Here is a 22483-nt window from a genome sequence, read left to right as displayed (position 1 = left end):
TTTGGATGGCCTAGCTACTCTTTGTCCGGTGACGATGTATATCCCATTGACATATCCCAAGCACGATCTATCCTGAGCTAATCACAGGATCAGACCCGGAAGCTCGAATATGGAGCAGACCACAATTTTCATGAGCAACAGAAGTCAGGCAGTCCGACTGCCAAAGGCAGTTGCGATGCCCGGCGACGTTAAACGAGTGGAAGTCATCGCGATTGGCAGAACACGCGTCATTACGCCTGCTGGAGAAAGCTGGGATAGCTGGTTTGATGGCGACAGCGTCAGCCCTGATTTCATGGCTAACCGTGAGCAACCCACTGATCAGGAGCGCGAGTCGTTCTGATGATCAAGTACATGCTGGATACAAATATCTGCATCTTCACCATCAAGAACAAACCACAAATTGTCCGGGAAGCCTTCAATCGACATTCCGGGCAGCTGTGCATCAGCGCTATCACGCTCATGGAGCTTATTTACGGTGCTGAAAAGTCGGCAGCCCCGGAGAAAAATCTGGCAATTGTTGAAGGATTTGTCGCGCGACTGGATGTCTTGCCTTTCGATAACGACGCAGCCGCACAGGCCGGGATGGTTCGATCTGAACTCGCGAAGGCTGGAACGCCGATCGGGCCATACGACCAAATGATCGCTGGCCACGCACGCTCACTTGGACTCATTGTAGTGACGAACAACGTACGGGAGTTTCAACGCGTTTCCGGTTTGCGAATCGAGGACTGGGTTTAACCTGACTGGAAAGCTCAGAAACAAAAACGGCCGCTAGTCATCCCTGACAGCGGCCGTTTTTACATCACGCGTTACGACTCAGTTCAACACCACCGCACCACGCTTTTCCAGCTTGCGACGACGCGACACCAGCAGACCAGCCGCTACCACCATAAGGCTCAGCAGACCGGTGGCGAGGATTTCCACGCGGTGGGCTTCCTGGAACAGCATGATGGTCAGCGCGGCGACAATGAAGATGATCACCGCCCAGGTCAGACCCGGGAACAGCCACATGCTGAAGACGATCTTCTCGCCGCGCGCCATGCGCTGCTTGCGCATGCGCAGTTGCGAGAAGGCGATCACCAGGTACACCAGCAGGGCGATGGCGCCGGAGCTGGCCAGGAGGAACTCAAACACCGCGGCCGGAGCCACATAGTTGGCGAAGGTGCAGAGGAACGCAGCGCCGGTGGACAGCATCACCGCCCAGTAAGGCGTGCCGCTCTTGTTGGTGCGGGTCGACATGGCCGGGGCGTCACCGCGCTTGCCGAGGGAGAACAGCATGCGCGAGGAGGTGTACAGCGCCGAGTTCAGGCAACTGGTCACCGCCACCAGCACAACGATGTCGACGATCATCTTGGCATTGGGAATGCCCATGCGCTCAAGTACGGTCTGGTAGGAACCGAGGTTGGCCAGGGTAGGATCGTTCCACGGCACCAGCGCCACCACGATGAAAATCGACACCAGATAGAACAGGCCGATCCGCCAGATCACCGAGTTGGTCGCCTTGGAGATCTGCTTGCCTGGGTCCTTCGATTCCGCCGCCGCGATGGTCACGATCTCGGTGCCCATGAACGAGAACATGGTGGTCAGGATCGCGCCCAGCACAGCGCCCATGCCGTTGGGCAGGAAGCCGCCGCTGTCGAACAGATGCGACACACCGCTGACCTGACTGGTCGGCAGGAAGCCAAAAATCGCCGCCAGACCGAGGCCGATGAAGCCGATGATCGCCAGCACCTTGATCAGGGCGAACCAGAACTCGAACTCGCCGTAATTCTTCACGCTGAACAGGTTGGTCACGGTCAGCAGCATGGTGATGACCAGCGCGAAAGCCCAGATATCCACCCCCGGGAACCACGCGTGCAGGATGGTTGCCGCGGCGTTGGCTTCCAGCGGAATCACCAGCACCCAGAACCACCAGTACAACCAGCCGATGGTGAAACCGGCCCAGTGACCGATCGCGCGGTCAGCGTAAGTCGAGAACGAACCGGTGTCCGGCGATGCGACGGCCATTTCGCCGAGCATGCGCATCACCAGCACCACCAGAGTGCCGGCAGCGGCGTAGGCCAGCAGCACGGCCGGGCCGGCGGCAGCGATGGCGTGGCCGGAACCGACGAACAGACCGGCGCCGATCACACCGGCGATCGACAACATGGTCACATGACGCGGTTTGAGCCCCTGTTCGAGGCCAGTGGAGCTTGGGGTACTGCTCATAGAGACTACCTTTGCAAGGAAAGCGAGTGCGTCCGGCGCGTCTGAAAATTCTTTCTCGTAAAAAGAATCCAACGGCCTGTTCCTTATTCTGCACGCAATATTTGCGCCAAAATGTTTCGAGTCCTTGAGTGCCGGGGCTCCGGCATCCGATGCAAGTCATTGAGTTTAATGGCTATTCGCCAGAACGTTACCCGGCGACTCACTTTCAAGACGAATCCGCGCACCAGAAACACACAGAAAAAGTGTGCGGCGCACAGAAAAAGGGCGAATAAGGAACGTTCGGCCGGATAGCGCTTCCAACACCCCGCCAAAGCTGGCAACATCGCGCCTTTTTTTACGCGGCACCCACGGGTTTGCACGATCAAACACCCGTTCGGTTGTTGATGGGGCGACAGTCTGCTGCGCCGATGCGACAACCCGCCACATGCCACCCGTTTACCGCTCGTAGCGCTGTTGGCTGCCATTGAAACGCTATGCTAGCTTGGCCGCCTCGCCAGGAAGGCCCGCCAACAGCAGGAGCGCAACATATATGAGGAACGCACATGGCTGAGGCCACGCCCGCGCTTGAAATCCGCAACTTGCACAAACGCTACGGACAGCTGGAGGTGCTCAAAGGCATCTCGCTGACCGCCCGCGACGGCGACGTGATCTCGATCCTCGGCTCTTCCGGTTCCGGCAAGTCCACGTTCCTGCGTTGCATCAACCTGTTGGAAAACCCGCACCAGGGCCAGATCCTGGTGGCCGGTGAAGAACTCAAGCTCAAGGCCGCGAAGAACGGCGAACTGGTCGCCGCCGACGGCAAACAGATCAATCGCCTGCGCTCGGAGATTGGTTTTGTATTTCAAAACTTTAATCTGTGGCCGCACATGAGCGTGCTCGACAACGTCATCGAAGCCCCGCGCCGCGTGCTCGGCCAGAGCAAGGCCGAGGCCATCGAAGTCGCCGAAGCGTTGCTGGCCAAGGTCGGCATCGCTGACAAGCGCCACGCCTACCCAGCGCAATTGTCCGGCGGCCAGCAACAACGCGCAGCGATCGCCCGCACGCTGGCGATGCAGCCGAAGGTGATCCTGTTCGACGAACCCACCTCCGCCCTTGACCCGGAAATGGTTCAGGAAGTACTTAGTGTCATCCGCGCATTGGCCGAAGAAGGCCGCACCATGCTGCTCGTGACCCACGAAATGGGCTTCGCCCGCCAGGTCTCCAGCGAAGTGGTGTTCCTTCATCAGGGCCTTATAGAAGAGCAAGGATCGCCACAGCAGGTGTTCGACAACCCGCTTTCGGCGCGCTGCAAACAATTCATGTCCAGCAACCGCTAACGGAGCAACATGCATGCAGAATTTCAAAAAGGTCTTCCTGGCCGCCGCCGTCACCCTCGCGTTCAGCGCCGGCGCCATGGCTGAAACCCTGAAGATGGGCATCGAAGCGGCCTACCCGCCGTTCAACAATAAAGACGCGAGCGGCCAGGTGGTCGGCTTCGACAAGGAAATCGGCGACGCCCTGTGCGCGAAGATGAAAGCCGAATGCTCCGTCGTCACCTCTGACTGGGACGGCATCATTCCGGCGCTGAACGCGAAGAAGTTCGACTTCCTGATCTCCTCGCTGTCGATCACCGAAGAGCGCAAAGCCGCGGTGGACTTTACCGACCCGTACTACTCGAACAAATTGCAGTTCATCGCGCCGAAAAACGTCGACTTCAAGACCGACAAGGACTCGCTCAAAGGCAAGACCATCGGCACCCAGCGCGCAACGCTGGCCGGCACCTGGCTGGAAGACACCTACGGCGACGACATCAAGGTCAGCCTCTACGATACTCAGGAAAACGCCTACCTCGACCTGACTTCCGGTCGCGTCGACGCGATCCTCGCCGACAAGTACGCCAACTATGACTGGCTGAAAACCGACGCCGGCAAGAACTACGAGTTCAAGGGCGACCCGGTGGTGGAAAGCGACAAGATCGGCATCGCCGTGCGCAAGGGTGACAACGAACTGCGCAACAACCTGAACGCCGCGCTGAAGGAAATCGTCGCTGACGGTACCTACAAGAAAATCAACGACAAGTACTTCCCGTTCAGCATCTATTGATCTGACCTGTGGGACCGGCGCCGTGATCAAGCGGCACCGGCTCCCGACTTTGCCTGCCGCAATTTGAACAGAAACCCATGATTATCGACCTCTACGGATTCGGCCCGGCGCTCGCCGCTGGCGCGCTGATGACCGTCCAACTGGCCCTCACCGCCCTGTGCCTGGGTCTGGTGCTCGGTCTGCTCGGCGCCTTGGCCAAGACTTCCCCGTACAAGCCGCTGCAATGGCTTGGCGGCACCTATTCGACGCTGGTGCGCGGCGTCCCGGAATTGCTCTGGGTGCTGTTGATCTACTTCGGTACGGTCAACCTGATGCGCGCCCTCGGTGAGTATTTCGGCAACCCCGACCTGCAACTCAATGCATTTGCCGCCGGTGTGATCGCATTGGGCCTGTGCTTCGGCGCCTACGCCACGGAAGTGTTCCGTGGCGCCCTGCTTGCCATTCCCAAGGGTCACCGTGAGGCGGGCCAGGCCCTGGGCCTGTCGAAGTGGCGGATCTTCACCCGGTTGATCATGCCGCAGATGTGGCGCATCGCCCTGCCGGGCCTGGGCAATCTGTTCATGATCCTGATGAAAGACACCGCGCTGGTTTCAGTGATCGGTCTTGAGGAAATCATGCGTCACGCGCAGATTGGTGTGACCGTGTCGAAACAACCGTTCACCTTCTATATGGTCGCCGCCATCATGTACCTCGGCCTGACGGTGCTGGCGATGACCGGCATGCACTTGCTGGAAAAACGCGCCGCTCGCGGCTTTGCGAGGAGCGCGCAATGAACTGGGAAGTCATTATCAAGTGGCTGCCGAAACTGGCGCAGGGCGCGACCCTGACGCTGGAACTGGTCGCCATCGCCGTGATTGCCGGTCTGCTGCTGGCGATTCCGCTGGGCATCGCCCGATCTTCGAAGCTGTGGTACGTGCGCTCGCTGCCTTATGCGTACATCTTCTTTTTCCGTGGCACACCGCTGCTGGTGCAGCTGTTCCTGGTCTATTACGGTCTGGCGCAGTTCGACGCCGTGCGTGAAAGCGCTTTGTGGCCGTACCTGCGCGATCCGTTCTGGTGTGCAACGGTGACCATGACCCTGCACACAGCCGCGTATATCGCCGAGATTCTGCGTGGCGCCATTCAGGCGATTCCACCGGGTGAAATCGAAGCCGCAAGAGCCCTGGGCATGTCCCGTCCGAAAGCGATGTTCTACATCATCCTGCCGCGTGCCGCGCGCATCGGCCTGCCGGCCTACAGCAACGAGGTGATCCTGATGCTCAAGGCCAGTGCTCTGGCCAGCACTGTGACCCTGCTGGAACTGACTGGCATGGCCCGCACGATCATCGCCCGCACTTATCTGCCGGTGGAGATCTTCTTCGCCGCCGGCGTGTTCTATCTGGTCATGGCTTACGTGCTGGTACGCGGCTTCAAGCTGCTGGAGCGCTGGCTGCGCGTCGATGCCTGCCAAGGCCGCTGATACTTCCCACGTGCTGACGGGCGAGGCTCTACTCGCCCGCTTCACCGCGCTGGATGCTTTTTTGATTGAGCATCAGGCGCTGTGGAAACCTCGACCGTTCACTCACCTACAACTTCCATGGGAAGCGTCCTACCCGGAGCTGTCTGCGTGGCTACGCGGGCGGTCGCTGGAAGATGCAGAACGCGCGCATAACCATCCTGCTGATCTTGTCGATGCGCCAGAGCCGTTCGCTTCATTGGCGAAGTTGTCGGCAGAGTTGAGTGCGGTCGGTGAGTTTCCGGGGCATGCGTTTAAGGCTGCCGGGCATCGCTTGAATGTCGATGTGCCCGGGCGCAAGTGGCAGCAGATCGAGGCGTTTGCCGGTCGCTTGTCCTTTGCCTCGCAGCCGACGCATTGGCTGGACTGGTGCTCCGGCAAAGGGCATCTGGGACGGCGCCTGTTGGGTGACGGGCAACAATTGACTTGCGTTGAATACGATCCTTTCTTGGTCGCCAGCGGCCAGTCACTGAGTCAGCGTCATCACTTGCACGCCCTGCATGTCGAACAGGATGTACTCGCGGCAGACGCCCCGGCCGTATTGAACGCCGCCCACACCCCCGTCGCCCTCCACGCCTGCGGTGATCTGCATGTGCGCTTGATGCAACTGGCCAGTGCCGCAGGTTGCCAGCAAATGGCGATTGCGCCCTGCTGCTTCAACCGCATCAGTCGTAACGAATATCAGGCCTTGTCCTGCGCAGGATCGGTATCACTCCTACACCTGTCGCTGGAAGATCTGGCGTTGCCGATGAGCGAAACCGTCACCGCCGGTGCGCGCGTCCGACGTCAGCGCGACACCTCGATGGCTCGTCGCCTGGCTTTCGACCTGCTGCAACGGCAAGTGCGCGGCGTCGATGAATACCTGCCAACGCCCTCCCTGCCCAGCGCCTGGCTGGACAAACCGTTCGCTGATTACTGTCGCGATCTGGCTGTGCTCAAAGAGTTATCCACAGTCGGCCCGCTAGATTGGTCGACACTCGAAGCCGCCGGTTGGCAGCGGTTGGCCGAAGTGCGCAACCTGGAATTGCTTCGCGGTTTGTTCCGACGACCGCTGGAGCTTTGGCTGAATCTGGATCGGGCACTTTTCCTCGCAGAACAGGGATACGTCGTACGCCTCGGCACCTTTTGCGACGCCTGCCTCACGCCGCGTAACTTACTGCTGCTCGCCGAACGCGCTTAAAACGCTACAGCCTGTGGATAACTCTGTTGATGGATTTTCCGTGGATCCAATATCTGCGCATGTTTCGTCGCCTTAACAGCACTGGTCATTTTTTGCTCACATAAATAAAAACCGGTAAAACAGGGATTTGCGAACAAGATGAGAATGGCTTCACAAAACCTCGCCCAAGCAGTCCTCGCGCCCCTCAGTTGTGCATAAGCTGCCAATCAAAACGACATAACCGACGAATATTGGGCTAGCCGAGTGAATAACTGCAGGGTCCCGAAAGCCCAGACTCAACCGTACGCCCTGCATAAATGCCTTACTGCGCTTGAGGTACAAAAGCTGCGCATTAATTTGCGCAGGGCCTGATTTTTCCGGAATGCAAAAATAGTCTGAATTCAGGGGTTTACAGGATCTACCCAATCGCTATAATCGTCGCCCACACGCCGGTATAGCTCAGTTGGTAGAGCAACTGACTTGTAATCAGTAGGTCCCGGGTTCGACTCCTGGTGCCGGCACCATACAAAATAAAGCCCCTGCAGAAATGCAGGGGCTTTGTTATTTCTGAGTCAGCCAAGAAGTCAACTATGGGGATCAGGCAGGATACAAATCCCGCAACGCCTCAGGATGCTGACTTGCGACCCGCAAGAGAGTCTGCGTTGCACCCGTCGGCTGCCTGCGCCCCTGTTCCCCATCCTGCAAAGTCCGCAGACTTACACCGATCAGTTTGGCGAACGCACTTTGTGAACCCCCCACCTTGGCGCGCGCTTCAGAACCATTGATGTAAACCTGCATATGAAGCCCTCGTTGATGCGAGGGCTTTTTGCGTTTCAGGCCTGCCGAAAACATGCCCGACTTCCCTCCTGCATCTATCCAGATAACCCGCCAGCCACTGGAGCGTTCTTGGCCAACGCATCGGCTGCCCAGCAGCCAACTGGGAACTAACGCCGAGCGCAACACTCACTTACAAAGCGCGGCGCTGTGGAAGAGTCATCTCGCTTCATCACGTCAGCACAACGGACTGAATGCATGACATGGACCAAGAGACCATCGATGAACTCAACATCAGAAACGCCAAATGGCTCCGCACGTTCGCAAATCAGGGACTTTTCTGACTGTCGAAACATTGCTCAAGGCGCTGTATTCATTATCGCGTCGGGCAACTCCGCGAAGGACTTTCCCATTGAACAGTTCGCCGACATCCCGATGATCACGGTGAACGGCGCGATATCCATGTTCACGGGAACAGGCATAAAGCCGTTCTTCTATGCATGCACCGACACCAGTTTTTCGCTACAACAGCCTGAACTGTTTGCCTATGCAATGCGCACCAGTCAGCGAGTAGCTCTCTGGGCTCGCCAGGCCCAGGAACTCGCCGTTGAACCGACAGGTGATCTCTATCTTCTGAAGAAAGCGCCCAAGCCGACCCTTACTGAATGGCTACTGCGCAACGACAAGGATCTCGTGCGGAATCGCGCTGTTCTGGGAAGCCGAAACCGCAGTATCGGATTCAGCAAAAACCTCGCCCATGGTTTTTTTGATGCCCGCACAGTCTTGTATCTCGCACTCCAACTTGCCTATCACGCGGGTTTTTCCAAGGTGATTTTGGTGGGAGCGGATATGAACCAGTCGGCCGGGCGCTTTTACGAGACTGATGGAAGCTCTATCTCGCCGTGCGGTCTGGATCAGCATTTTCATTCCAGAATTCTTCCATCTCTGAAACTCATGTCCAACAAAGTCATCGACCGTAAATTTGCCGTTTACAACTTGTCGCCCTCTTCGCGAATTCCATCCAGCGTCATTCCCGTCACAACGCTCGACGAAGTCAAAGCGATAATTCAGACCTGACTGATCTCGAATACAAACGAAATTCTGCCCTCACTTGCACTCCAGACATAGCGCAAATGCTTGCCCTGCTTCGGAATCGATACCGCCGGCGGCCGAAACGCCGCAACGCATTCATGCCCGGGCAACCGCACGCTGTTATAGAGCAAGCCCCACGATTCACTATCGCGCAACTGTCGCGCAAATACCTGCGATGGCCCATAGGCTTGCGGATCGGGCTGATGCAAATGTTCGAAGCCTTGGCGAACATCATGCAACGGCTTGATCACCCGATTGACGTAAGTGCGCATGGTCAACTCAAGATCAGCTTCCTGAGTCGCAGCAAGAAAACGTTCCTGGTGAAAACAGGTTTCGGCGATCGCCGCCGCCTGGCTGCTGGCGGCGTAATAGACGCCGAAGGTGCCGTCACTGAAACGGCTGCGTTTGCCGACATGAGTGAACGCGGCCATCACCGGGCTGGAACCGGGGCCGGACAGGCGATCTTCGGGACGTACGCGGGCCAGTACGCCGGCCTGTTCGATCAGGCGATCGTTGGTCAGCGCTTCGATGGCGTAGGCAACTTCAAGATCCTCCGGATCGAGGACATCTTCGAACAGTGCAATCGGCGGGAAGCTGCTGTTGACGATGCGATACGCCCGCGGCCATGGCACATCCACCGGCGCCGGCGCTTTCAACCGCGCACTCCGTCGAGGTAGCGGCGTACATCGGCGATATCGACCACCCGGCCCGCCAGCATGTAGTCCAGCGCGGTTTTGCCATTGAACGGTGCCGCCGTATTGGGGCTGCTGACCCACTTGTAAGCGCGCTCGCGGCTATTGCTGAAGATGATGCTCAGCGCCTTGTGAATGCCCATCAGATAAGAGATGCGCTCGAGGGTGTCATGGGGCAAGCGTGTGTTTGGCAGGTGTTTGTATTTATAGAATGTGGTGTTGCCGACTCCACCGAGCAGGGTGCGTTGTTGCTCGGCGCTACAGCCCCAATGCTCCATGAGGCTGAAGAAGAACTTCAGCGCAACCCGGCCGGCTTCGGGGGCGTCGAGTTGTTCGCGTGGGGTGAGAGCTGGGGATGAGGTAGGCATAGACGCCTCCTGATTTTTTGTCTTAGCTGAAGACTAGTACATAACTGTAATTTTTTAGTATTTTGATACATAAACGAACTAATCGTAACAATCAAACGCACAGAAGCCGGAGTTAAGCCGACTTACGTATTTCTGCGCTATTGAAACAGTTCTGAATGACTCCCTACATCCACGAACGTGATCAGGTCTGGACGTGTGTTCTCGTAAACCATCAGAAAATCGCCACCGATATGACACTCGCGGAATCCAGACCAATCTCCAGTCAGCGCATGATCCAGATATTCTGCCGGTAACTGCTGCCCCAGGAACAACATTGCCATCACCTTCCGAACGTCGTTCATATCTCGCCTTCCGGCACGGTTATAACGATCCCAAGACTTCTTGAATTCAGAAGTCTGTGCACACTGTTTAGGTCGATCAGCGCGTTTTTGTGTTTTCTCCTGTTTCGCCATCAGCATTCCTCAGCATGTCGTCTATCGAGTCGAAACGCTGACGGATTTCTCGTGCTTCCATCATTGCGCGGGCCGTCTTCTCCGATGGGACTCGCACTTCGAAGGGAAGCCCCTGAGTAGCAACAACCTGTCGCAGAAAAAGTCGCATGGCGTCACTAATGCTCAGCCCGCAAGCGTTCAAGACTTCAGTGGCACGCGCTTTCAAATCCTCATCAATGCGGCAGCGCACATCGGTAGTTTTCAGGAGTGCAGCCATTTCAATTACCTCATCGTGGTTTTGTAGCTACATCAGCGCTACCTCTGCATTGTGTTCGGAGTGATCTTCGTCGGTCAACGCGAAGTTGATAGGTGGTTATGTACCACCATGGCTCGCATGCCAGACATCCATTTCATCTCCTTTGACTGTTGGGCGCTATCAGCTAAATCGTTACTTTACCCGAGAGCTATCTGCGTATGACGCAGGCAAAAAGCTAGGAAGATGTAAGCTGTTTCTCTTCGAAAAGAATCTCCCCGCGCACCAAAACCACGCACTTTTTTGACCTTCATCACCCCCACTTCACCAAAAACCCCGATCCTCTGTCAGCCTCCAGCCATCGGCGGGGAAATCAATTCGCTACTAAATCCGCGACAACTATGCTCAGGTGCAGGAATATAGCCGGCATATGGCGCCGTTTCGGTCGTTTCGTACACAACAATACCCAGCCCACTTCAGAGGGCATTACCCATGGATAGCAGAACCTTACGCAACCTCATGCGCATCGTGCAGACCGGCTCGTTGTCGGCCGCAGCCGAGCATTCGTGCCTGACCGTGCAGGCGTTGGCCGCACAGTTGAACAAGGTCGAAGAGCAGTTCGGTTTCCGCTTGTTTCGCCGTTCCAACAAGGGCCTGACGCTGACGCCGCAAGGCACGGAGCTCACGCCTTACATCGACAAAGTGTTGATCGCCACGCGACAGATGGAAGAAAAGGTCGAGGCGCTGAAGGTGCCCGGGCAGCGCACGTTGAAAGTGGCGTTGAACAACACCCTGTCGCCTGATTTCAACCGACGCATGATCGGACGCCTGATCGAGGTGTTTCCCGATTATCAGATGGAGTTCAGCTACGCCGAGTCGATGGAAAACCTCAGCAAGCTGAAGAATGAAGATTTCGACCTTGCCGTGCTGATCGGCCCGCAGCGGCCGGGGCTGCCGAGCATCGTCCTGCCGGATGTGCAGGTGCAGGTGGTCGGTGCGCATTGCGGTCAGGAAAACGATCCGCTGACCTTGCTGGGCAACAAGTTTCAGGTGCGTCCTGCGGAAGATTGTCCATATTCCCACAGTTTTCTGCGCTTTCTCGACGCCGGACTGGGCAATCACGAGAACGGCCAGCGCATGGTCTATTCCTGCAGCGAAACCCTGACGCTGTCGTTGATCACGCAGATGGATGCGGTCGGCATGGTCTCGCGTGAAGCGGCGCAGAAGAACGGACTGACGATTTTTCCCGGTTTCGAGGATTTCCTCGAAGTCCGGCTGGCGGTAAACAACCCGGAGTTGTCCCACCAGGCGCTGAACGACGTCGTTGATCTGCCGCTACATGAACGAGCCGAGCGCAATGTACGCAGCCGTCCCCACCGCCACACTGAGAAAGAGGTTTTTGCTGAAATACGCACATAGCAACGTCGGAATCGCGGCATAGAATTCCGGGCGATCGAGCTGAATTTGCCGGTCCTTGATCAACAGGGGCGTGAGGCTGATCGCAGCGACGATCGCCACCGGCAGATATTCCAGTGCGCGCGCCACGAACGGCGGCCAGTGTTCGGTGTTGATCTGCAGCGGCAAGGCGCGCGGCAGGAAGGTCACCGCCATCATCAGCACCACCACCAGAATCAGGAACGTTTGGTCAGGCATACACCCACTCCGCAGCCCACAAACGTGGCGATAAATACGTTGAAGGGCGAACTGCCGATCAGGCTCAGCGCGCCCATGCAGACCACGGCAGCAGCGGCCGCAATCAATTTGTTACGCGTGTTGCACAGCGAGACCAGCACGTAGAGCATCATCGCCGTCAGCGCGTAATCGAGCTGATATTTGATCAAGTGCGCCGCGTACTGCGCGCAGACCGCACCGAGCAAACCGCCGAGCACCCACGAGGTGTGGCAGAACAGATTGAAACCAATCAGGTAACGCACGTTGACCGGTGCGCCCGTGCCGAGCTTGACGCTATGAAAGGCGAAGGATTCATCGGTCAGGCCACCGGCGTAAGCCCAACGCTCCATGCGGCTCAAGCCCAATGCACGCAGGGCTTTGGCCATGTACACCGACATCAGCATGTGCCGCGCATTGATCAGAAACGTGGTCAGCACAATGGTGGTCAGCGACGCACCGCTGGAGATCAGCGCCAGCGCGGCGAATTGCGAAGCGCCGGCATAGACAAACAAGCACATCGCCACCGGCAGCCACATCGGCAGGCCGGCGTTGACCGCCATCAGCCCGAAGACAAACGACACGGTGAAATACCCGGCGACCACCGGGCTGGCTTCGGCAAACGTGCGCGACGGCTGATGAGTCGCCATCAGCGGCGCGCTGCCGGACCTTTCATTCATAGATCCCTCTCAAATGTTCGTTCGCCGTGAGGCTCGCAAAAACCCTGGGCAGCCCAGAATCGCTTGCCCGCGAGGTTAGCATCGTCGACGAACAGAAACATCCGCAGCACCCCGACCCGTTTCATGTCGGACGACGCTGCTTCGACCAGACGCTGGCCCACGCCCTGGCTGCGGTAACGCGGGCTCACGGCCAGATGGTTGATCGTGCCGCGACTGCCGAGCATGCCGCCGAGCACCGCGCCGACGATCTCGCCATCCACATCGAAAGCCAGATACGCCGTGGTGGTTTTCTGGATCAACACGCCGCGCAGGCACTTGGCGTCCTGCCATTCGCAGAACGACACTTCGTCGAACTGGCGGAAGAAGCGCTCCATGCGTTGCGCATCCTTGGCGGTGGCGCGGCGCAGTACCACCGGCGTCGAGCATTCGACGCCGTCGATTGGGGTGATCTGATTAGCGAACAATGTCGAAAGCGGTCCCGGGCCGCGAGAAGGAAATCGCCAGAATCTGCCGGTACGCCATGGCATGGGTGTGAGTATTGCGCGCCGGGGTCACGTAGTGGCGCATGTCGCGATCGAGGAAGTAGGTGGTGTCGAGAATTTCCTCGTAGGTGGTCGCCGCCAGTTGTTGCTTGTGGGTATCGTACAAACGGCTCTCCGCACCCTCGACGTTATTACGCCCCCAGAAGTGCACGCCGCTGAACGGATAGCCGTCGCAATGAATGCCTTCAGGGGTGATTTCCAGCTGCTTGCCGGGTTTGATCTCGATGCGGATCTGATGGATCTGGCACTGCCAGATTTCATCGTGCAACTCTTCCGGCAGGACACTTTTGTACACTTCGAAATCGGTGTCGATCAGGCTGCGCATCACCGGCGAAGAGATCACTTCTTCGGAAAAGTCCTGAAAATGCCGCACCACGCCACCGACGTAAGCGTTGTTCTCTTTCGATTGCACGTAAGCGCGGTGCTCAAGTTGCTTGAGTTCACGGGTTTTCGGGTTGTATTCAAAGTCGCTGTAACGACGGTAGCGCATGCCGGCTTCGGCCTGACCGTAGTAGCTGTCAGGCTCCATGTTTTCCCAACTTTTGGTCAGTCTGACGAAGTCGGCAAAATGACCGTAGAGATTGAAGTCACCACCCTGGACGTTGACAAACTTGTCGCGCCGTAGCGATTCGCCCACTTCTCTGTTCAAAACGATCATTACCAAATTCTCCGCTGCGTTGAACGCCCTAATCTATTGGGTGGAGAATTTGCGTCCATGAGAAAGAATTTCAGGCATATGAAGCACTGCTTGAAACGGAATCTGCAGCGCTTGAAAAACGACTTTTACATGACAAGAACACCGGTTATTTGCGGTTTACGCTGAAAAAACGCCGAAAAAAAACCCCGAACGAATCGGGGTTTTCTCATTTTTCTTACAGCGGATCGATCATCAGAAGATGTTGATCGGATAGTCCACGAATACACGCAGTTCGTTACCGCTGACGTTGTACTCGCTGGATTTCTGCGACACGCGCAGGATCGAACTGCGCAACTTCACGCTCAGGTCTTTGGCCGGGCCACTTTGCACGACGTACTTGAACTGGTTGAAGATCTCGCGCTCGGTGCCGCCTTCGCTGGTGGACGTGGTGATGTTGTCGCCGCGCACGTAAGCGAAGTTGTAGCTCAGACCCGGAACGCCGAACGAACCAAAGTCCAGGCCATAACCCAGCTGCCAGCTGCGTTCGTCTTCGGCGTTGAAGTCAGACCAGTAGGAGTTGGCCAGGTAGATGGAGTTACCGCCGTCGCCGACACGACCCTGGTCTTTCTGATAGCCGCCATAGGCGTAGCCCAGGTTGCTGTCGCCAGTGGAACGCTGATGCGCCACGGTGAACGAGTGCGGGCCAGTGGCGAAAGTGGCTGCCAGGCTCCAGATCTTGTTGTCGCGACCGGTGACGATGCTTTCGCCCGGTACGGTGTTTTCGCGTACGTACGAGCTGTCCAGCTTGGTGCGATAGCCGTTGAAATCCAGGGTCAGGGACTGATCCTTGTTGAACGGGATCACGTAGTTGGCGTTCACGTACTGTTTCTTCAAGACGTCTTCAACGTCGGACGCATAGAGCGCGCCTTTGAAGTGTTCGGTGAACTGATAGCTGCCGCCCAACACGTTGATCGACTTCAGACCGCCGCTGTCACGGCCCTCATCGCTTTTGCGTGATTCGGCGGTGAAACGGCCGGCGTTCAATTCCAGGCCTTGGATTTCACGGGAAGTGATCAACGTACCGGTATAGCTTTCCGGCAGCAGACGCACGTTGTCGTAGCTCAGCACCGGCAGGGCCGGCATCTGGTCGCCATAGGTCAACACGGTGTTGGAAACACGGAATTTGACCGCTGCGCCGCCCTTGGCGATGTCGTGGTTCGCACGACCGTCATTTTCCTGTCTGAAAAAATCGATGCCGCCGGCGCCGCTACGGCCCTTGCCGCCGTCGAGGCGCAATGCGTACAGACCGAAAGCGTCCACGCCGACACCGACGGTGCCTTGGGTGAAGCCCGACGAGAACGTACCGATGGCCGCTTGGCCCCATTCGGCCTTGTCCTTGTTACCGTCTTTGTAATCACGATTGATGTAGGCGTTGCGCAACAGTACTTTCAGGCTGCTGTCTTCAACGAAACCCTTGGATTCGGCCTGGTCGTTAGCCATGGCCTGTGTAGCACTCAACATCCCCAGTGCGATCAGACTGATTCGCTTGTTCAACATTTTGTTTTCCTTATTACGGGTTGAAACGCGCTGTGTCGAACGGCTGAAACGGCGCTTTCTGCACTCTTGTATTCACCCCGAAACAAAAAAGCCCGCCGACGTTAACGTCATGGCGGGCCTGCTCCTTATTTTGAGTCATGGCGGTTAGCCACAGGCGTTGGGCCGAATCGTAGCCGCGCCCTGAACAGTGTGTCAATTTCAAGAATCGTCTTTAAATAGGCGAAAAACGTCTAAGAAACGTGATTTTTTTGCTGGGCGGTTGCAGAAAAAACGGATTAAACAGGGAGTTTGAACTGTGGGAGCGAGCCTGCTCGCGAAGCGCTGGATCAGTCAACAAAGTCATTGGCAGGGCTGACGCCTTCGCGAGCAGGCTCGCTCCCACCTTTGAATACCTGTGGATAAAAATCAGGCAAAAAAAGCGCCGCCATCCCGGCAGCGCTTTTACCAATCCCTATTGTTCTTATCCTTCCATCACATCCCACAAGGCTTCCAGCTCGGCCTCGCTGAACAGGCCAGCGGGGTAACGCTCGATCATCATCCGGCGCGGATCAGGTTGTCTGATCTGACGCGTTCCATTGGACTTCAACCAGTGCGCGACAAGCTGGAGCGATTCGCCGTTGACGGCCATGGGATGCACAGTCCGCTCGCTGATTACGTTCACTTCGGCGTTCATTTCAGCGCTCTCTCCCCGTTCGTGAGCGGCTACGTTATCCAAGGTTTGTGACAGAACTGTTGAAGTTCCCCGCCCTCCCTAGTGCATCAGGAGCAATACAAGAGCTATGCCAAGGCGACCCGAATGTCGACCGGCGGATACAAACAAGCCCGCGGTCCTGACGGGCCGCGGGCTTGCTTTGATGCTGAGCGAGCTAATCATTGCCTGGCTGATTTGTTAATCAACTCAAGCTGTTACGACTCAACTCACTCTTTGTGCGGCGCTGGCTGCTGTTGGGTAAGGCAGTGAATATTGCCGCCACCCAGTAACAGTTCGCGGCCCGGCACCATCACTACTTCGTGTTGCGGGAACAGCTTCTGCAGGATTTCCCTGGCCGGGGCATCCATCGGGTCGTCGAAGCTCGGCGCGATGATGCCACCGTTGACGACCAGGAAGTTCACGTAGGAACCGGCCAGACGCACGGAAGGATTGCGCTCCTGCGAACCGTCCACCGCATCGACGCCGGCGCACTCTTCTTCGGTCGCATAGAGCGGCCCCGGAATCGGCATTTTGTGCACCGTGAACGGGCGGCCCTTGGCGTCGGTGCTGCTTTGCAGCACTTTCATTGCGGCCTGGCAGCGTGGGTAGTTCGGATCCTGCGGATCGTCGGTCCATGCAAGCAGCACTTCGCCCGGACGCACGTAGCAGCAGAAGTTATCCACATGGCCGTCGGTTTCATCGTTGAACAAGCCATCCGGCAACCAGATGATCTTGTCCACAGACAGGTTGTCGCTGAGTACGGCTTCGATTTCTTCGCGGCTCAGGTGCGGGTTGCGATTGCGGTTGAGCAGGCATTCTTCGGTGGTGATCAGCGTTCCTTCGCCGTCGACATGAATCGAACCGCCTTCGAGCACGAAACCTTCGGTGCGGTAACGCGGGCTGCGCTCGATCTCGAGGATCTTGCCGCCGACCTGCGAATCACGGTTCCACGGTGCATACAGGCCGCCATCGAAACCACCCCAGGCGTTGAAATCCCAGTTCACACCGCGCACTTCGCCACGGTTGTTGATGACGAAGGTCGGGCCGCTGTCGCGAACCCAGGCATCGTCGCTGGACATTTCCACCACGCGGATATTCGGCACATCGAGGCGCGCGCGGGCGTTTTCGTATTGGCCGGCGGAGACGGCAACGGTGACCGGCTCGAAACGGGCGATGGCTTTGGCCACGGCGGCGTGCGCGGCCTGCGCCGGTTTGCCGCCCAGACGCCAATTGTCCGGGCGCTCGGGCCAGACCATCCAGGTCTGGGTCTGTGGCGCCCACTCGGCCGGCATGTAGAAGCCATCGGCGCGTGGGGTACTTTTCAATGTGGTCATCAGGACTCCAGGGAACCGTCGAGGGTTTTCAACGCGCCGTACAGATTCGGCCGGCGGTCGCGGAATGAACCCCACGCGCTGCGAACATGTTCCAGCTCGTCGAGGTTGAACGTGTGCACAAGAATACCTTCTTCGGTTTTATTCAGCTCCTGCACTTTTTCGCCGAACTGGTTGGCGATGAACGACGAGCCGTAGAAGGTGATGTCGTAGCCGTCCTGCTCTTCATTGCCGATGCGGTTGCTGGCAATCAGCGGCATCAGGTTGGCGCCGGCATGGCCCTGCTGCACTCGCTGCCAGTGATCGCGTGAAGAGATGGTCTTGTCGTGCGGCTCGCTGCCGATCGCGGTCGGATAAAAGAGAATTTCCGCCCCTTGCAGGGCCATGCTGCGCGCCGCTTCCGGAAACCACTGGTCCCAGCAAATGCCAACGCCAATTTTCGCGTAACGGGTGTTCCATACCTTGAAGCCGGTGTCGCCCGGGTTGAAGTAATACTTCTCGTGATAGCCCGGGCCGTCGGGGATGTGGCTCTTGCGATAAATCCCGAGGTTGCTGCCGTCGGCGTCGATGATCGCGATGCTGTTGAAGCGTGCACGCCCGGCCAGTTCGTAGAAGCTGATCGGCAGTACTACTTGCAGCTCTTTGGCAATTTTCTGGAAATGCTTGATGGCCACGTTCTCTTCAACCGTCGTCGCCAGTTGCAAGTAATCCGGATTCGGCTTCTGGCAAAAGTACGGCGCCTCGAACAGTTCCTGGATGAGGATGATCTGTGCGCCTTTGCCGGCGGCTTCGCGGACCAGTCTTTCAGCGGTTTCGAGGTTGGCTTCCAGGTCCCATGAACAGGCCATCTGCGTGGCGGCGACGGTAACGATACGGCTCATGAATCATCTCCGGGCTAGTGCTTTGACGGTCGAAGAATTCGACCGAAAAGAAAACGCGCGCACCGGACAAGAGATCACCATGCCGGAGCAATGGCGACTTTATAACCGATAAATATCGGCTTTAAAAGCTGTAAAGAAGGAATCTATCTGTATGAACACCAATTAAACCGATACAAATCGGACTTCAGACCGAAAACAAATGTGGGATCGAGCCTGCTCGCGAATGCACTGTGTCAGTCACCGCATGTGGCGACTGATACACAGCTTTCGCGAGCAGGCTCGCTCCCACAGGGGATGCGCCTTGCTTACAGGCCTTCGCTCAACACCCGATCCAGCATTTCGACGAAGAAATCCACGCTCTGGCGCGACGTCACCATCGGTGGCTTGATTTTGAGGATGTTCAAGTCATCGCCCGTCGGCTGCATGAAGATCCCCAACTCGCGCAAGCGATCACACAGCAACGCAGTCTCGGCAGTTGCCGGTTCCAGCGTCTGCCGATTGCGGATCAGCTCCAGCCCCAGATAAAAACCGGAGCCGTGTACCGCGCCGACCAGCGGATGTTTATCGATCAACGCTTCCAGGCGCGCCTTGAAGTGGCCGCCGACGACCTGGGCGTTTTCCCAGAGCTTTTCTTCCTCCATCACATCGAGCACCGCCATACCAATCTGGCAACTGACCGGACTGCCGCCCGCCGACGAGAAGAAATAGCCCTCTGCCTCCAGCGCCTCGGCGATTTCCCGGCGAGTGATCACCGCGCCAAGTGGCTGACCGTTACCCATGCCTTTGGCCATGGTGATGATGTCCGGCACCACGCCCTGCTCTTCGAAGCCCCAGAAAAAATGGCCCATGCGCCCATAACCGACCTGCACTTCGTCAGCGATGCACACCCCGCCCTGCGCGCGGACCTTTTCATACACCTGCGGCAAATAGCCCGGCGGTAAAGAAATACCCCCGGCATTGCCGTAGACCGGCTCGCAGATGAAACCGGCCAGTTGGCGCTTCTGCTCGGCCAGTTTTTGCAGGTGATGCTCGACGCTGCGCACGTAATCCGGCGCCGAATCGGCGCCACGGAATTCGCCGCGATACGTGTTCGGCGCCGGCACTGGGTGCACCCAGTCCGGGCGACTTTCCAGCGCCTTCGGGTTGTCGGCAATCGACGTCGATACCGCATCGGCGCCGATCGTCCAGCCGTGATACGCCTCAAGCACACTGATCATGTCGCGCCCGCCGCTGAACGCCCAGGCCAGGCGAATCGCCAGGTCATTGGCCTCGCTGCCGCTGTTCACCAGGAACACGCGATCCATGCCTTCCGGCGCCAGCTTCAGCAAGCGCTCGGAAAACTCGGCGACCGCCGCGTAGTTGAAACGCGAATTGGTATTGAGCAACGACCACTGCCGCGCCGCGACCGCCGCCATTCGAGGGTGACCATGACCGAGCACGGCGACGTTATTGAGCATGTCCAGATAGGATCGGCCGTGCATGTCGATCAGGTGATTGCGCCAGCCGCGTTCAATGCGCGGCGGGTCAACGTAATAGTGTTTTTGCGTGCGGGCAAAACTGGCATCGCGGCGTTCGAGCAGGGTTTTGGCGTCCAGCTCAGGCTCGGCGTCGCAGGCCAGCCCGAGCAACATCGCCGGTGACGGGCACAACGCCTGCCACGCCGATGCACGGGACGGCGTGCAGAACAGCGGCGCCTCGAGCTCTGCTTCTCGGCACAACTGCACAATCAGCAACCCAGTGACTTCACCGATTTTCTGGCCTCTATCCACTGCCACACCCTGCTCCAGAACGGGCGTCACGCCCCACAGGCGAACACTGAACTGTGGGCCATCAAGTTGCAGCGCACCGTTTGCCGCTTGCTTCAAAACGCCGGCGAACGGTGCTTGCACTTCGGCTCCAGCCGGCACACGCAATTCGACATGCAACGGGAACGTGTCCGGCTCAGTCGCACTGTCTGGCCGAGTACGTGACAAGCGGTACTGGCCATAACGCGTCGCCGCCAGCCCGTGCACCGCTGCGGCTTCTGTCAGCAAGCGCTGATCAATGCCCGGCTGCTCCCAATTGCCCGCCTCGAAGTGCGGGCTCAACACGCCAAGATCAATCAGCGCAAATTCACGCCCGACCAATCCGGGCAGCAATGGCGCAAATTCCAGTTTTTCGACCTTCGGCACGGTCTGGTCCACGGCGCTGAGAATCGCCGCTTCCATCAGCGCCTGTGGCACCGATGTCGCGACGCGAAAGATTTCCCACTCGTGACCGAGATTGTCGCGGCTATACGTATTGGTGGGGTCGATGCTCACCTGTTGCTCGCCACTGAGCACCAGCACCGCCGCCCGCGCCACGATCAATGGCCACAGCGCTTGCAGCTCAGCGTACTGCAACGGATTGACCGCGTGATAAGCCTGGACCGCCGGCAGGATGACAAACGGATCGCCATCGGCGTGATGCAGCAAAGCCGCACAGGTCACCGAAAGATCGGTGATACGCCAGGTGCGCACCAGATCACCGAAGTCGATCACACCCTGCAACTGCCAATGCCGCTGGGCGTCGCGCGCCCAGACGACGTTGTCATCGGTGATATCCATGTGAATCGCCTGCACCGGCAGCTTGTCCAGCAGCGGCTGCAAACGGCGCTCGGCCTGCTCGGCGGCAGCGCTGATCACCGCACGCTGCTGCGCGTCGGTGATCACCGGCAACAGATGACTGATCAAAGCGTTGGCGTGACGCGCGTCCCACTGCAAGGTGCGTTCAAGGCCCGGGTGATCGAAGCCTGCCAGCGCCAGATCCATCTCGCCACAGAGTCGGCCAAACCCGGCAACCACGTCCTGGCCAAGATGATCGAAATCGGTCAACGGCTGGCCGTCGATGTACTCCAGCAACCGCACATGCACCGTTTCGCCATTGGCTTGCAGCGACAACAGATCTGCACCGTTATTGGCTGCGATGACGCGCGGCACCTTGATCGCCGAATGCTCGGCCAAGTATTTGAGCCCGGCGTGCTGGGCTTGCAGCTCAACAAGAGCGTAATCGCCACGACAGACTTTCAGCACGAAGCGTCCACGCTCGCTGTCGACGCGATAATTCAGATCCTGCTGGCTGCCCAGCACCTGCAACGTGCCGCTGAGCCCGTAATGCTCGGCCAGCCATTGCAGCGCCTGCGCCTCTGAAACCTGCGGACCGGGCAAACTGGCGCGATGAATCAACGTGGCGAGCGGCATGAAACGACCCCTGAAATTTTATTAGGCGCTTATATCGCCATTGCCTTGGCGGTTACGCAACCCCCGACTTCAATGAACGCTCCAATTCAAACCCAACACTCGCGCCCCGCAGCGCTTTGCGCAAGAATGTCGGCCATTCACACCTATCAATGGAAATCCCCATGAATGTCATCACCACCGATCTGCCCGGTGTTCTGATCATCGAACCCAAGGTGTTCGGCGACGAGCGCGGTTTTTTCTACGAGAGTTTCAATGCCAAGGCGTTTCAGGACGCTACCGGTCTGGAAACGCAATTCGTGCAAGACAACCATTCGCGCTCGCAAAAAGGCGTGCTGCGTGGCCTGCATTACCAGTTGCAGAACACCCAGGGCAAACTGGTTCGCGTGACCGTGGGTGAAGTGCTCGATGTGGCGGTAGACATCCGTCGCAGCTCGCCGCATTTCGGCAAATCGGTGGCGGTGCGCCTGTCGGCGGAAAACCATCGTCAGCTATGGGTACCGGAAGGTTTCGCTCACGGTTTCGTGGTGCTGAGCGAGTTCGCCGAGTTCCTCTACAAGACCACCAACTATTACGACCCGTCCTCCGAGCGCAGCATTCGCTGGGACGACCCGGCGCTGGGCATCGACTGGCAACTGGACGAAGCGCCGAAGCTGTCGGCCAAGGACCAGGCGGCTGCGCTGCTCAAGGACGCTGACGTCTTCGCCTGAGGCCGGGCATAATGCGC

At 58.0% G+C, this 22483-nt stretch carries 24 protein-coding genes, 1 tRNA gene and 1 pseudogene; 11 read left to right on the top strand and 15 right to left on the bottom strand.

Going from position 1 to position 22483, the window contains the following annotated elements; translation table 11 throughout:
• Positions 1–109: 109 nt before the first annotated feature.
• Together vapB and vapC are read left to right on the top strand one after the other, a co-directional pair.
• Positions 110–340 carry a type II toxin-antitoxin system VapB family antitoxin gene (vapB, locus tag HU724_RS02440; protein ID WP_186568587.1) on the top strand — a complete coding sequence of 77 codons (231 nt, stop codon included), beginning with the start codon at positions 110–112 and terminating at the stop codon, positions 338–340.
• On the top strand, positions 340–738 hold the full coding sequence (gene vapC, locus HU724_RS02435; protein ID WP_016772140.1) for a type II toxin-antitoxin system tRNA(fMet)-specific endonuclease VapC: 399 nt from the start codon (positions 340–342) through the stop codon (positions 736–738). Before vapB ends, vapC begins: the two co-directional genes overlap by 1 nt.
• A 78-nt stretch (positions 739–816) precedes the next feature.
• Here the strand turns inward: vapC and gabP are convergent, their stop codons facing one another.
• Positions 817–2208, bottom strand: a complete 1392-nt coding sequence (gabP, locus tag HU724_RS02430) for a GABA permease (RefSeq protein WP_016772141.1) — start codon at positions 2206–2208, stop codon at positions 817–819.
• Positions 2209–2750: 542 nt separating this feature from the next.
• Here gabP and HU724_RS02425 point away from each other — a divergent pair.
• The 6 genes from HU724_RS02425 to HU724_RS02400 all read left to right on the top strand — a co-directional run bounded on the left by HU724_RS02425 (position 2751) and on the right by HU724_RS02400 (position 7468).
• Positions 2751–3524 (top strand): ABC transporter ATP-binding protein, encoded by a 774-nt coding sequence (locus HU724_RS02425; protein ID WP_024011209.1) that lies wholly within the window; start codon positions 2751–2753, stop codon positions 3522–3524.
• 13 nt (positions 3525–3537) lie between these two features.
• On the top strand, positions 3538–4290 hold the full coding sequence (locus HU724_RS02420) for an ABC transporter substrate-binding protein (RefSeq protein ID WP_186568585.1): 753 nt from the start codon (positions 3538–3540) through the stop codon (positions 4288–4290).
• A gap of 77 nt (positions 4291–4367) precedes the next feature.
• Positions 4368–5063 carry an ABC transporter permease gene (locus HU724_RS02415; RefSeq protein WP_016772144.1) on the top strand — a complete coding sequence of 232 codons (696 nt, stop codon included), beginning with the start codon at positions 4368–4370 and terminating at the stop codon, positions 5061–5063.
• A complete protein-coding gene (locus HU724_RS02410; protein ID WP_056787188.1) occupies positions 5060–5749 on the top strand; it encodes an ABC transporter permease in 690 nt (229 codons plus the stop codon). Before HU724_RS02415 ends, HU724_RS02410 begins: the two co-directional genes overlap by 4 nt.
• The gene (locus HU724_RS02405) at positions 5730–6965 is read left to right on the top strand and encodes a methyltransferase (RefSeq protein WP_186568583.1); all 1236 of its coding nucleotides are present in this window, start codon (positions 5730–5732) and stop codon (positions 6963–6965) included. Before HU724_RS02410 ends, HU724_RS02405 begins: the two co-directional genes overlap by 20 nt.
• A 427-nt stretch (positions 6966–7392) precedes the next feature.
• Positions 7393–7468, top strand: a tRNA-Thr gene (locus HU724_RS02400).
• 73 nt (positions 7469–7541) lie between these two features.
• Here the strand turns inward: HU724_RS02400 and HU724_RS02395 are convergent.
• Positions 7542–7721, bottom strand: a pseudogene (locus HU724_RS02395) (helix-turn-helix domain-containing protein); the annotation flags it as partial.
• Between the two features lie 255 nt (positions 7722–7976).
• On the opposite strand from HU724_RS02395, the gene HU724_RS02390 reads away from it, so the two are divergent.
• Positions 7977–8795, top strand: a complete 819-nt coding sequence (locus HU724_RS02390; RefSeq protein ID WP_225927656.1) for a WaaZ-like lipopolysaccharide core biosynthesis protein — start codon at positions 7977–7979, stop codon at positions 8793–8795.
• Here HU724_RS02390 and HU724_RS02385 read toward each other — a convergent pair.
• The 4 genes from HU724_RS02385 to HU724_RS02370 form a co-directional block, all read right to left on the bottom strand.
• Positions 8786–9466, bottom strand: a complete 681-nt coding sequence (locus tag HU724_RS02385) for an RES family NAD+ phosphorylase (RefSeq protein WP_186568581.1) — start codon at positions 9464–9466, stop codon at positions 8786–8788. The two genes, HU724_RS02390 and HU724_RS02385, sit on opposite strands and share 10 nt — an antisense overlap.
• On the bottom strand, positions 9463–9870 hold the full coding sequence (locus HU724_RS02380; RefSeq protein ID WP_133337430.1) for an MbcA/ParS/Xre antitoxin family protein: 408 nt from the start codon (positions 9868–9870) through the stop codon (positions 9463–9465). Before HU724_RS02380 ends, HU724_RS02385 begins: the two co-directional genes overlap by 4 nt.
• Before the next feature lie 137 nt (positions 9871–10007).
• The gene (locus tag HU724_RS02375) at positions 10008–10322 is read right to left on the bottom strand and encodes a type II toxin-antitoxin system YafQ family toxin (protein WP_186568579.1); all 315 of its coding nucleotides are present in this window, start codon (positions 10320–10322) and stop codon (positions 10008–10010) included.
• Entirely contained in the window at positions 10288–10578 is a 291-nt protein-coding gene (locus tag HU724_RS02370) for a type II toxin-antitoxin system RelB/DinJ family antitoxin (protein ID WP_125917396.1), read from the bottom strand. Before HU724_RS02370 ends, HU724_RS02375 begins: the two co-directional genes overlap by 35 nt.
• Before the next feature lie 468 nt (positions 10579–11046).
• Here HU724_RS02370 and HU724_RS02365 point away from each other — a divergent pair, with 468 nt between their 5' ends.
• Positions 11047–11973: a LysR family transcriptional regulator gene (locus HU724_RS02365; RefSeq protein WP_016772151.1), complete on the top strand. Its 927-nt coding sequence runs from the start codon at positions 11047–11049 to the stop codon at positions 11971–11973.
• Here HU724_RS02365 and HU724_RS02360 read toward each other — a convergent pair.
• From HU724_RS02360 to HU724_RS02320, 9 genes are all read right to left on the bottom strand, one after another.
• On the bottom strand, positions 11890–12207 hold the full coding sequence (locus HU724_RS02360; RefSeq protein ID WP_024011198.1) for an AzlD domain-containing protein: 318 nt from the start codon (positions 12205–12207) through the stop codon (positions 11890–11892). The two genes, HU724_RS02365 and HU724_RS02360, sit on opposite strands and share 84 nt — an antisense overlap.
• Positions 12186–12902 (bottom strand): AzlC family ABC transporter permease, encoded by a 717-nt coding sequence (locus tag HU724_RS02355; RefSeq protein ID WP_016772152.1) that lies wholly within the window; start codon positions 12900–12902, stop codon positions 12186–12188. Before HU724_RS02355 ends, HU724_RS02360 begins: the two co-directional genes overlap by 22 nt.
• Entirely contained in the window at positions 12899–13276 is a 378-nt protein-coding gene (locus HU724_RS02350) for a GNAT family N-acetyltransferase (protein WP_186568644.1), read from the bottom strand. The genes HU724_RS02355 and HU724_RS02350 overlap by 4 nt, the downstream gene beginning before the upstream one ends.
• Positions 13277–13355: 79 nt before the next feature.
• Positions 13356–14102: a 2OG-Fe dioxygenase family protein gene (locus HU724_RS02345; RefSeq protein ID WP_186568577.1), complete on the bottom strand. Its 747-nt coding sequence runs from the start codon at positions 14100–14102 to the stop codon at positions 13356–13358.
• A 231-nt stretch (positions 14103–14333) separates the two neighbouring features.
• Positions 14334–15638 (bottom strand): OprD family porin, encoded by a 1305-nt coding sequence (locus HU724_RS02340; protein ID WP_122751817.1) that lies wholly within the window; start codon positions 15636–15638, stop codon positions 14334–14336.
• Positions 15639–16098: 460 nt separating this feature from the next.
• Positions 16099–16311: a hypothetical protein gene (locus HU724_RS02335; protein WP_016772156.1), complete on the bottom strand. Its 213-nt coding sequence runs from the start codon at positions 16309–16311 to the stop codon at positions 16099–16101.
• 245 nt (positions 16312–16556) lie between these two features.
• Positions 16557–17663, bottom strand: a complete 1107-nt coding sequence (gene aguA / locus HU724_RS02330; RefSeq protein ID WP_186568576.1) for an agmatine deiminase — start codon at positions 17661–17663, stop codon at positions 16557–16559.
• Entirely contained in the window at positions 17663–18541 is an 879-nt protein-coding gene (gene aguB, locus HU724_RS02325) for an N-carbamoylputrescine amidase (RefSeq protein ID WP_186568574.1), read from the bottom strand. The genes aguA and aguB overlap by 1 nt, the downstream gene beginning before the upstream one ends.
• Positions 18542–18846: 305 nt before the next feature.
• Positions 18847–21759: an aminotransferase gene (locus HU724_RS02320; protein ID WP_186568572.1), complete on the bottom strand. Its 2913-nt coding sequence runs from the start codon at positions 21757–21759 to the stop codon at positions 18847–18849.
• A gap of 161 nt (positions 21760–21920) precedes the next feature.
• Between HU724_RS02320 and rfbC the strand changes: the two genes are divergently transcribed.
• Complete coding sequence (gene rfbC, locus HU724_RS02315; protein WP_186568571.1) at positions 21921–22466, top strand: dTDP-4-dehydrorhamnose 3,5-epimerase; 546 nt, start codon at positions 21921–21923, stop codon at positions 22464–22466.
• Positions 22467–22483: the final 17 nt, after the last annotated feature.

The sequence above is a fragment of the Pseudomonas iranensis genome (genome assembly GCF_014268585.2).
Classification (GTDB): Bacteria; Pseudomonadota; Gammaproteobacteria; order Pseudomonadales; family Pseudomonadaceae; genus Aquipseudomonas; species Aquipseudomonas iranensis.
The sequence above is the reverse complement of the archived record's forward strand: the minus strand, read 5'-3'. Positions and strand labels throughout refer to the sequence as shown.

Coding starts and splice junctions, on each gene's coding strand:
- HU724_RS02425 (WP_024011209.1), top strand. CDS start 2,751: ATGGCTGAGGCCACGCCCGCGCTTGAAATCCGCAACTTGCACAAACGC.
- vapB (WP_186568587.1), top strand. CDS start 110: ATGGAGCAGACCACAATTTTCATGAGCAACAGAAGTCAGGCAGTCCGA.
- HU724_RS02370 (WP_125917396.1), bottom strand. CDS start 10,578: ATGGCTGCACTCCTGAAAACTACCGATGTGCGCTGCCGCATTGATGAG.
- HU724_RS02380 (WP_133337430.1), bottom strand. CDS start 9,870: ATGCCTACCTCATCCCCAGCTCTCACCCCACGCGAACAACTCGACGCC.
- HU724_RS02415 (WP_016772144.1), top strand. CDS start 4,368: ATGATTATCGACCTCTACGGATTCGGCCCGGCGCTCGCCGCTGGCGCG.
- HU724_RS02340 (WP_122751817.1), bottom strand. CDS start 15,638: ATGTTGAACAAGCGAATCAGTCTGATCGCACTGGGGATGTTGAGTGCT.
- HU724_RS02420 (WP_186568585.1), top strand. CDS start 3,538: ATGCAGAATTTCAAAAAGGTCTTCCTGGCCGCCGCCGTCACCCTCGCG.
- gabP (WP_016772141.1), bottom strand. CDS start 2,208: ATGAGCAGTACCCCAAGCTCCACTGGCCTCGAACAGGGGCTCAAACCG.
- rfbC (WP_186568571.1), top strand. CDS start 21,921: ATGAATGTCATCACCACCGATCTGCCCGGTGTTCTGATCATCGAACCC.
- HU724_RS02405 (WP_186568583.1), top strand. CDS start 5,730: ATGCCTGCCAAGGCCGCTGATACTTCCCACGTGCTGACGGGCGAGGCT.
- HU724_RS02350 (WP_186568644.1), bottom strand. CDS start 13,276: ATGGAGCGCTTCTTCCGCCAGTTCGACGAAGTGTCGTTCTGCGAATGG.
- HU724_RS02355 (WP_016772152.1), bottom strand. CDS start 12,902: ATGAATGAAAGGTCCGGCAGCGCGCCGCTGATGGCGACTCATCAGCCG.
- HU724_RS02320 (WP_186568572.1), bottom strand. CDS start 21,759: ATGCCGCTCGCCACGTTGATTCATCGCGCCAGTTTGCCCGGTCCGCAG.
- HU724_RS02360 (WP_024011198.1), bottom strand. CDS start 12,207: ATGCCTGACCAAACGTTCCTGATTCTGGTGGTGGTGCTGATGATGGCG.
- HU724_RS02375 (WP_186568579.1), bottom strand. CDS start 10,322: ATGGCGAAACAGGAGAAAACACAAAAACGCGCTGATCGACCTAAACAG.
- aguA (WP_186568576.1), bottom strand. CDS start 17,663: ATGACCACATTGAAAAGTACCCCACGCGCCGATGGCTTCTACATGCCG.
- HU724_RS02335 (WP_016772156.1), bottom strand. CDS start 16,311: ATGAACGCCGAAGTGAACGTAATCAGCGAGCGGACTGTGCATCCCATG.
- vapC (WP_016772140.1), top strand. CDS start 340: ATGATCAAGTACATGCTGGATACAAATATCTGCATCTTCACCATCAAG.
- HU724_RS02365 (WP_016772151.1), top strand. CDS start 11,047: ATGGATAGCAGAACCTTACGCAACCTCATGCGCATCGTGCAGACCGGC.
- HU724_RS02345 (WP_186568577.1), bottom strand. CDS start 14,102: ATGATCGTTTTGAACAGAGAAGTGGGCGAATCGCTACGGCGCGACAAG.
- HU724_RS02410 (WP_056787188.1), top strand. CDS start 5,060: ATGAACTGGGAAGTCATTATCAAGTGGCTGCCGAAACTGGCGCAGGGC.
- aguB (WP_186568574.1), bottom strand. CDS start 18,541: ATGAGCCGTATCGTTACCGTCGCCGCCACGCAGATGGCCTGTTCATGG.
- HU724_RS02390 (WP_225927656.1), top strand. CDS start 7,977: ATGACATGGACCAAGAGACCATCGATGAACTCAACATCAGAAACGCCA.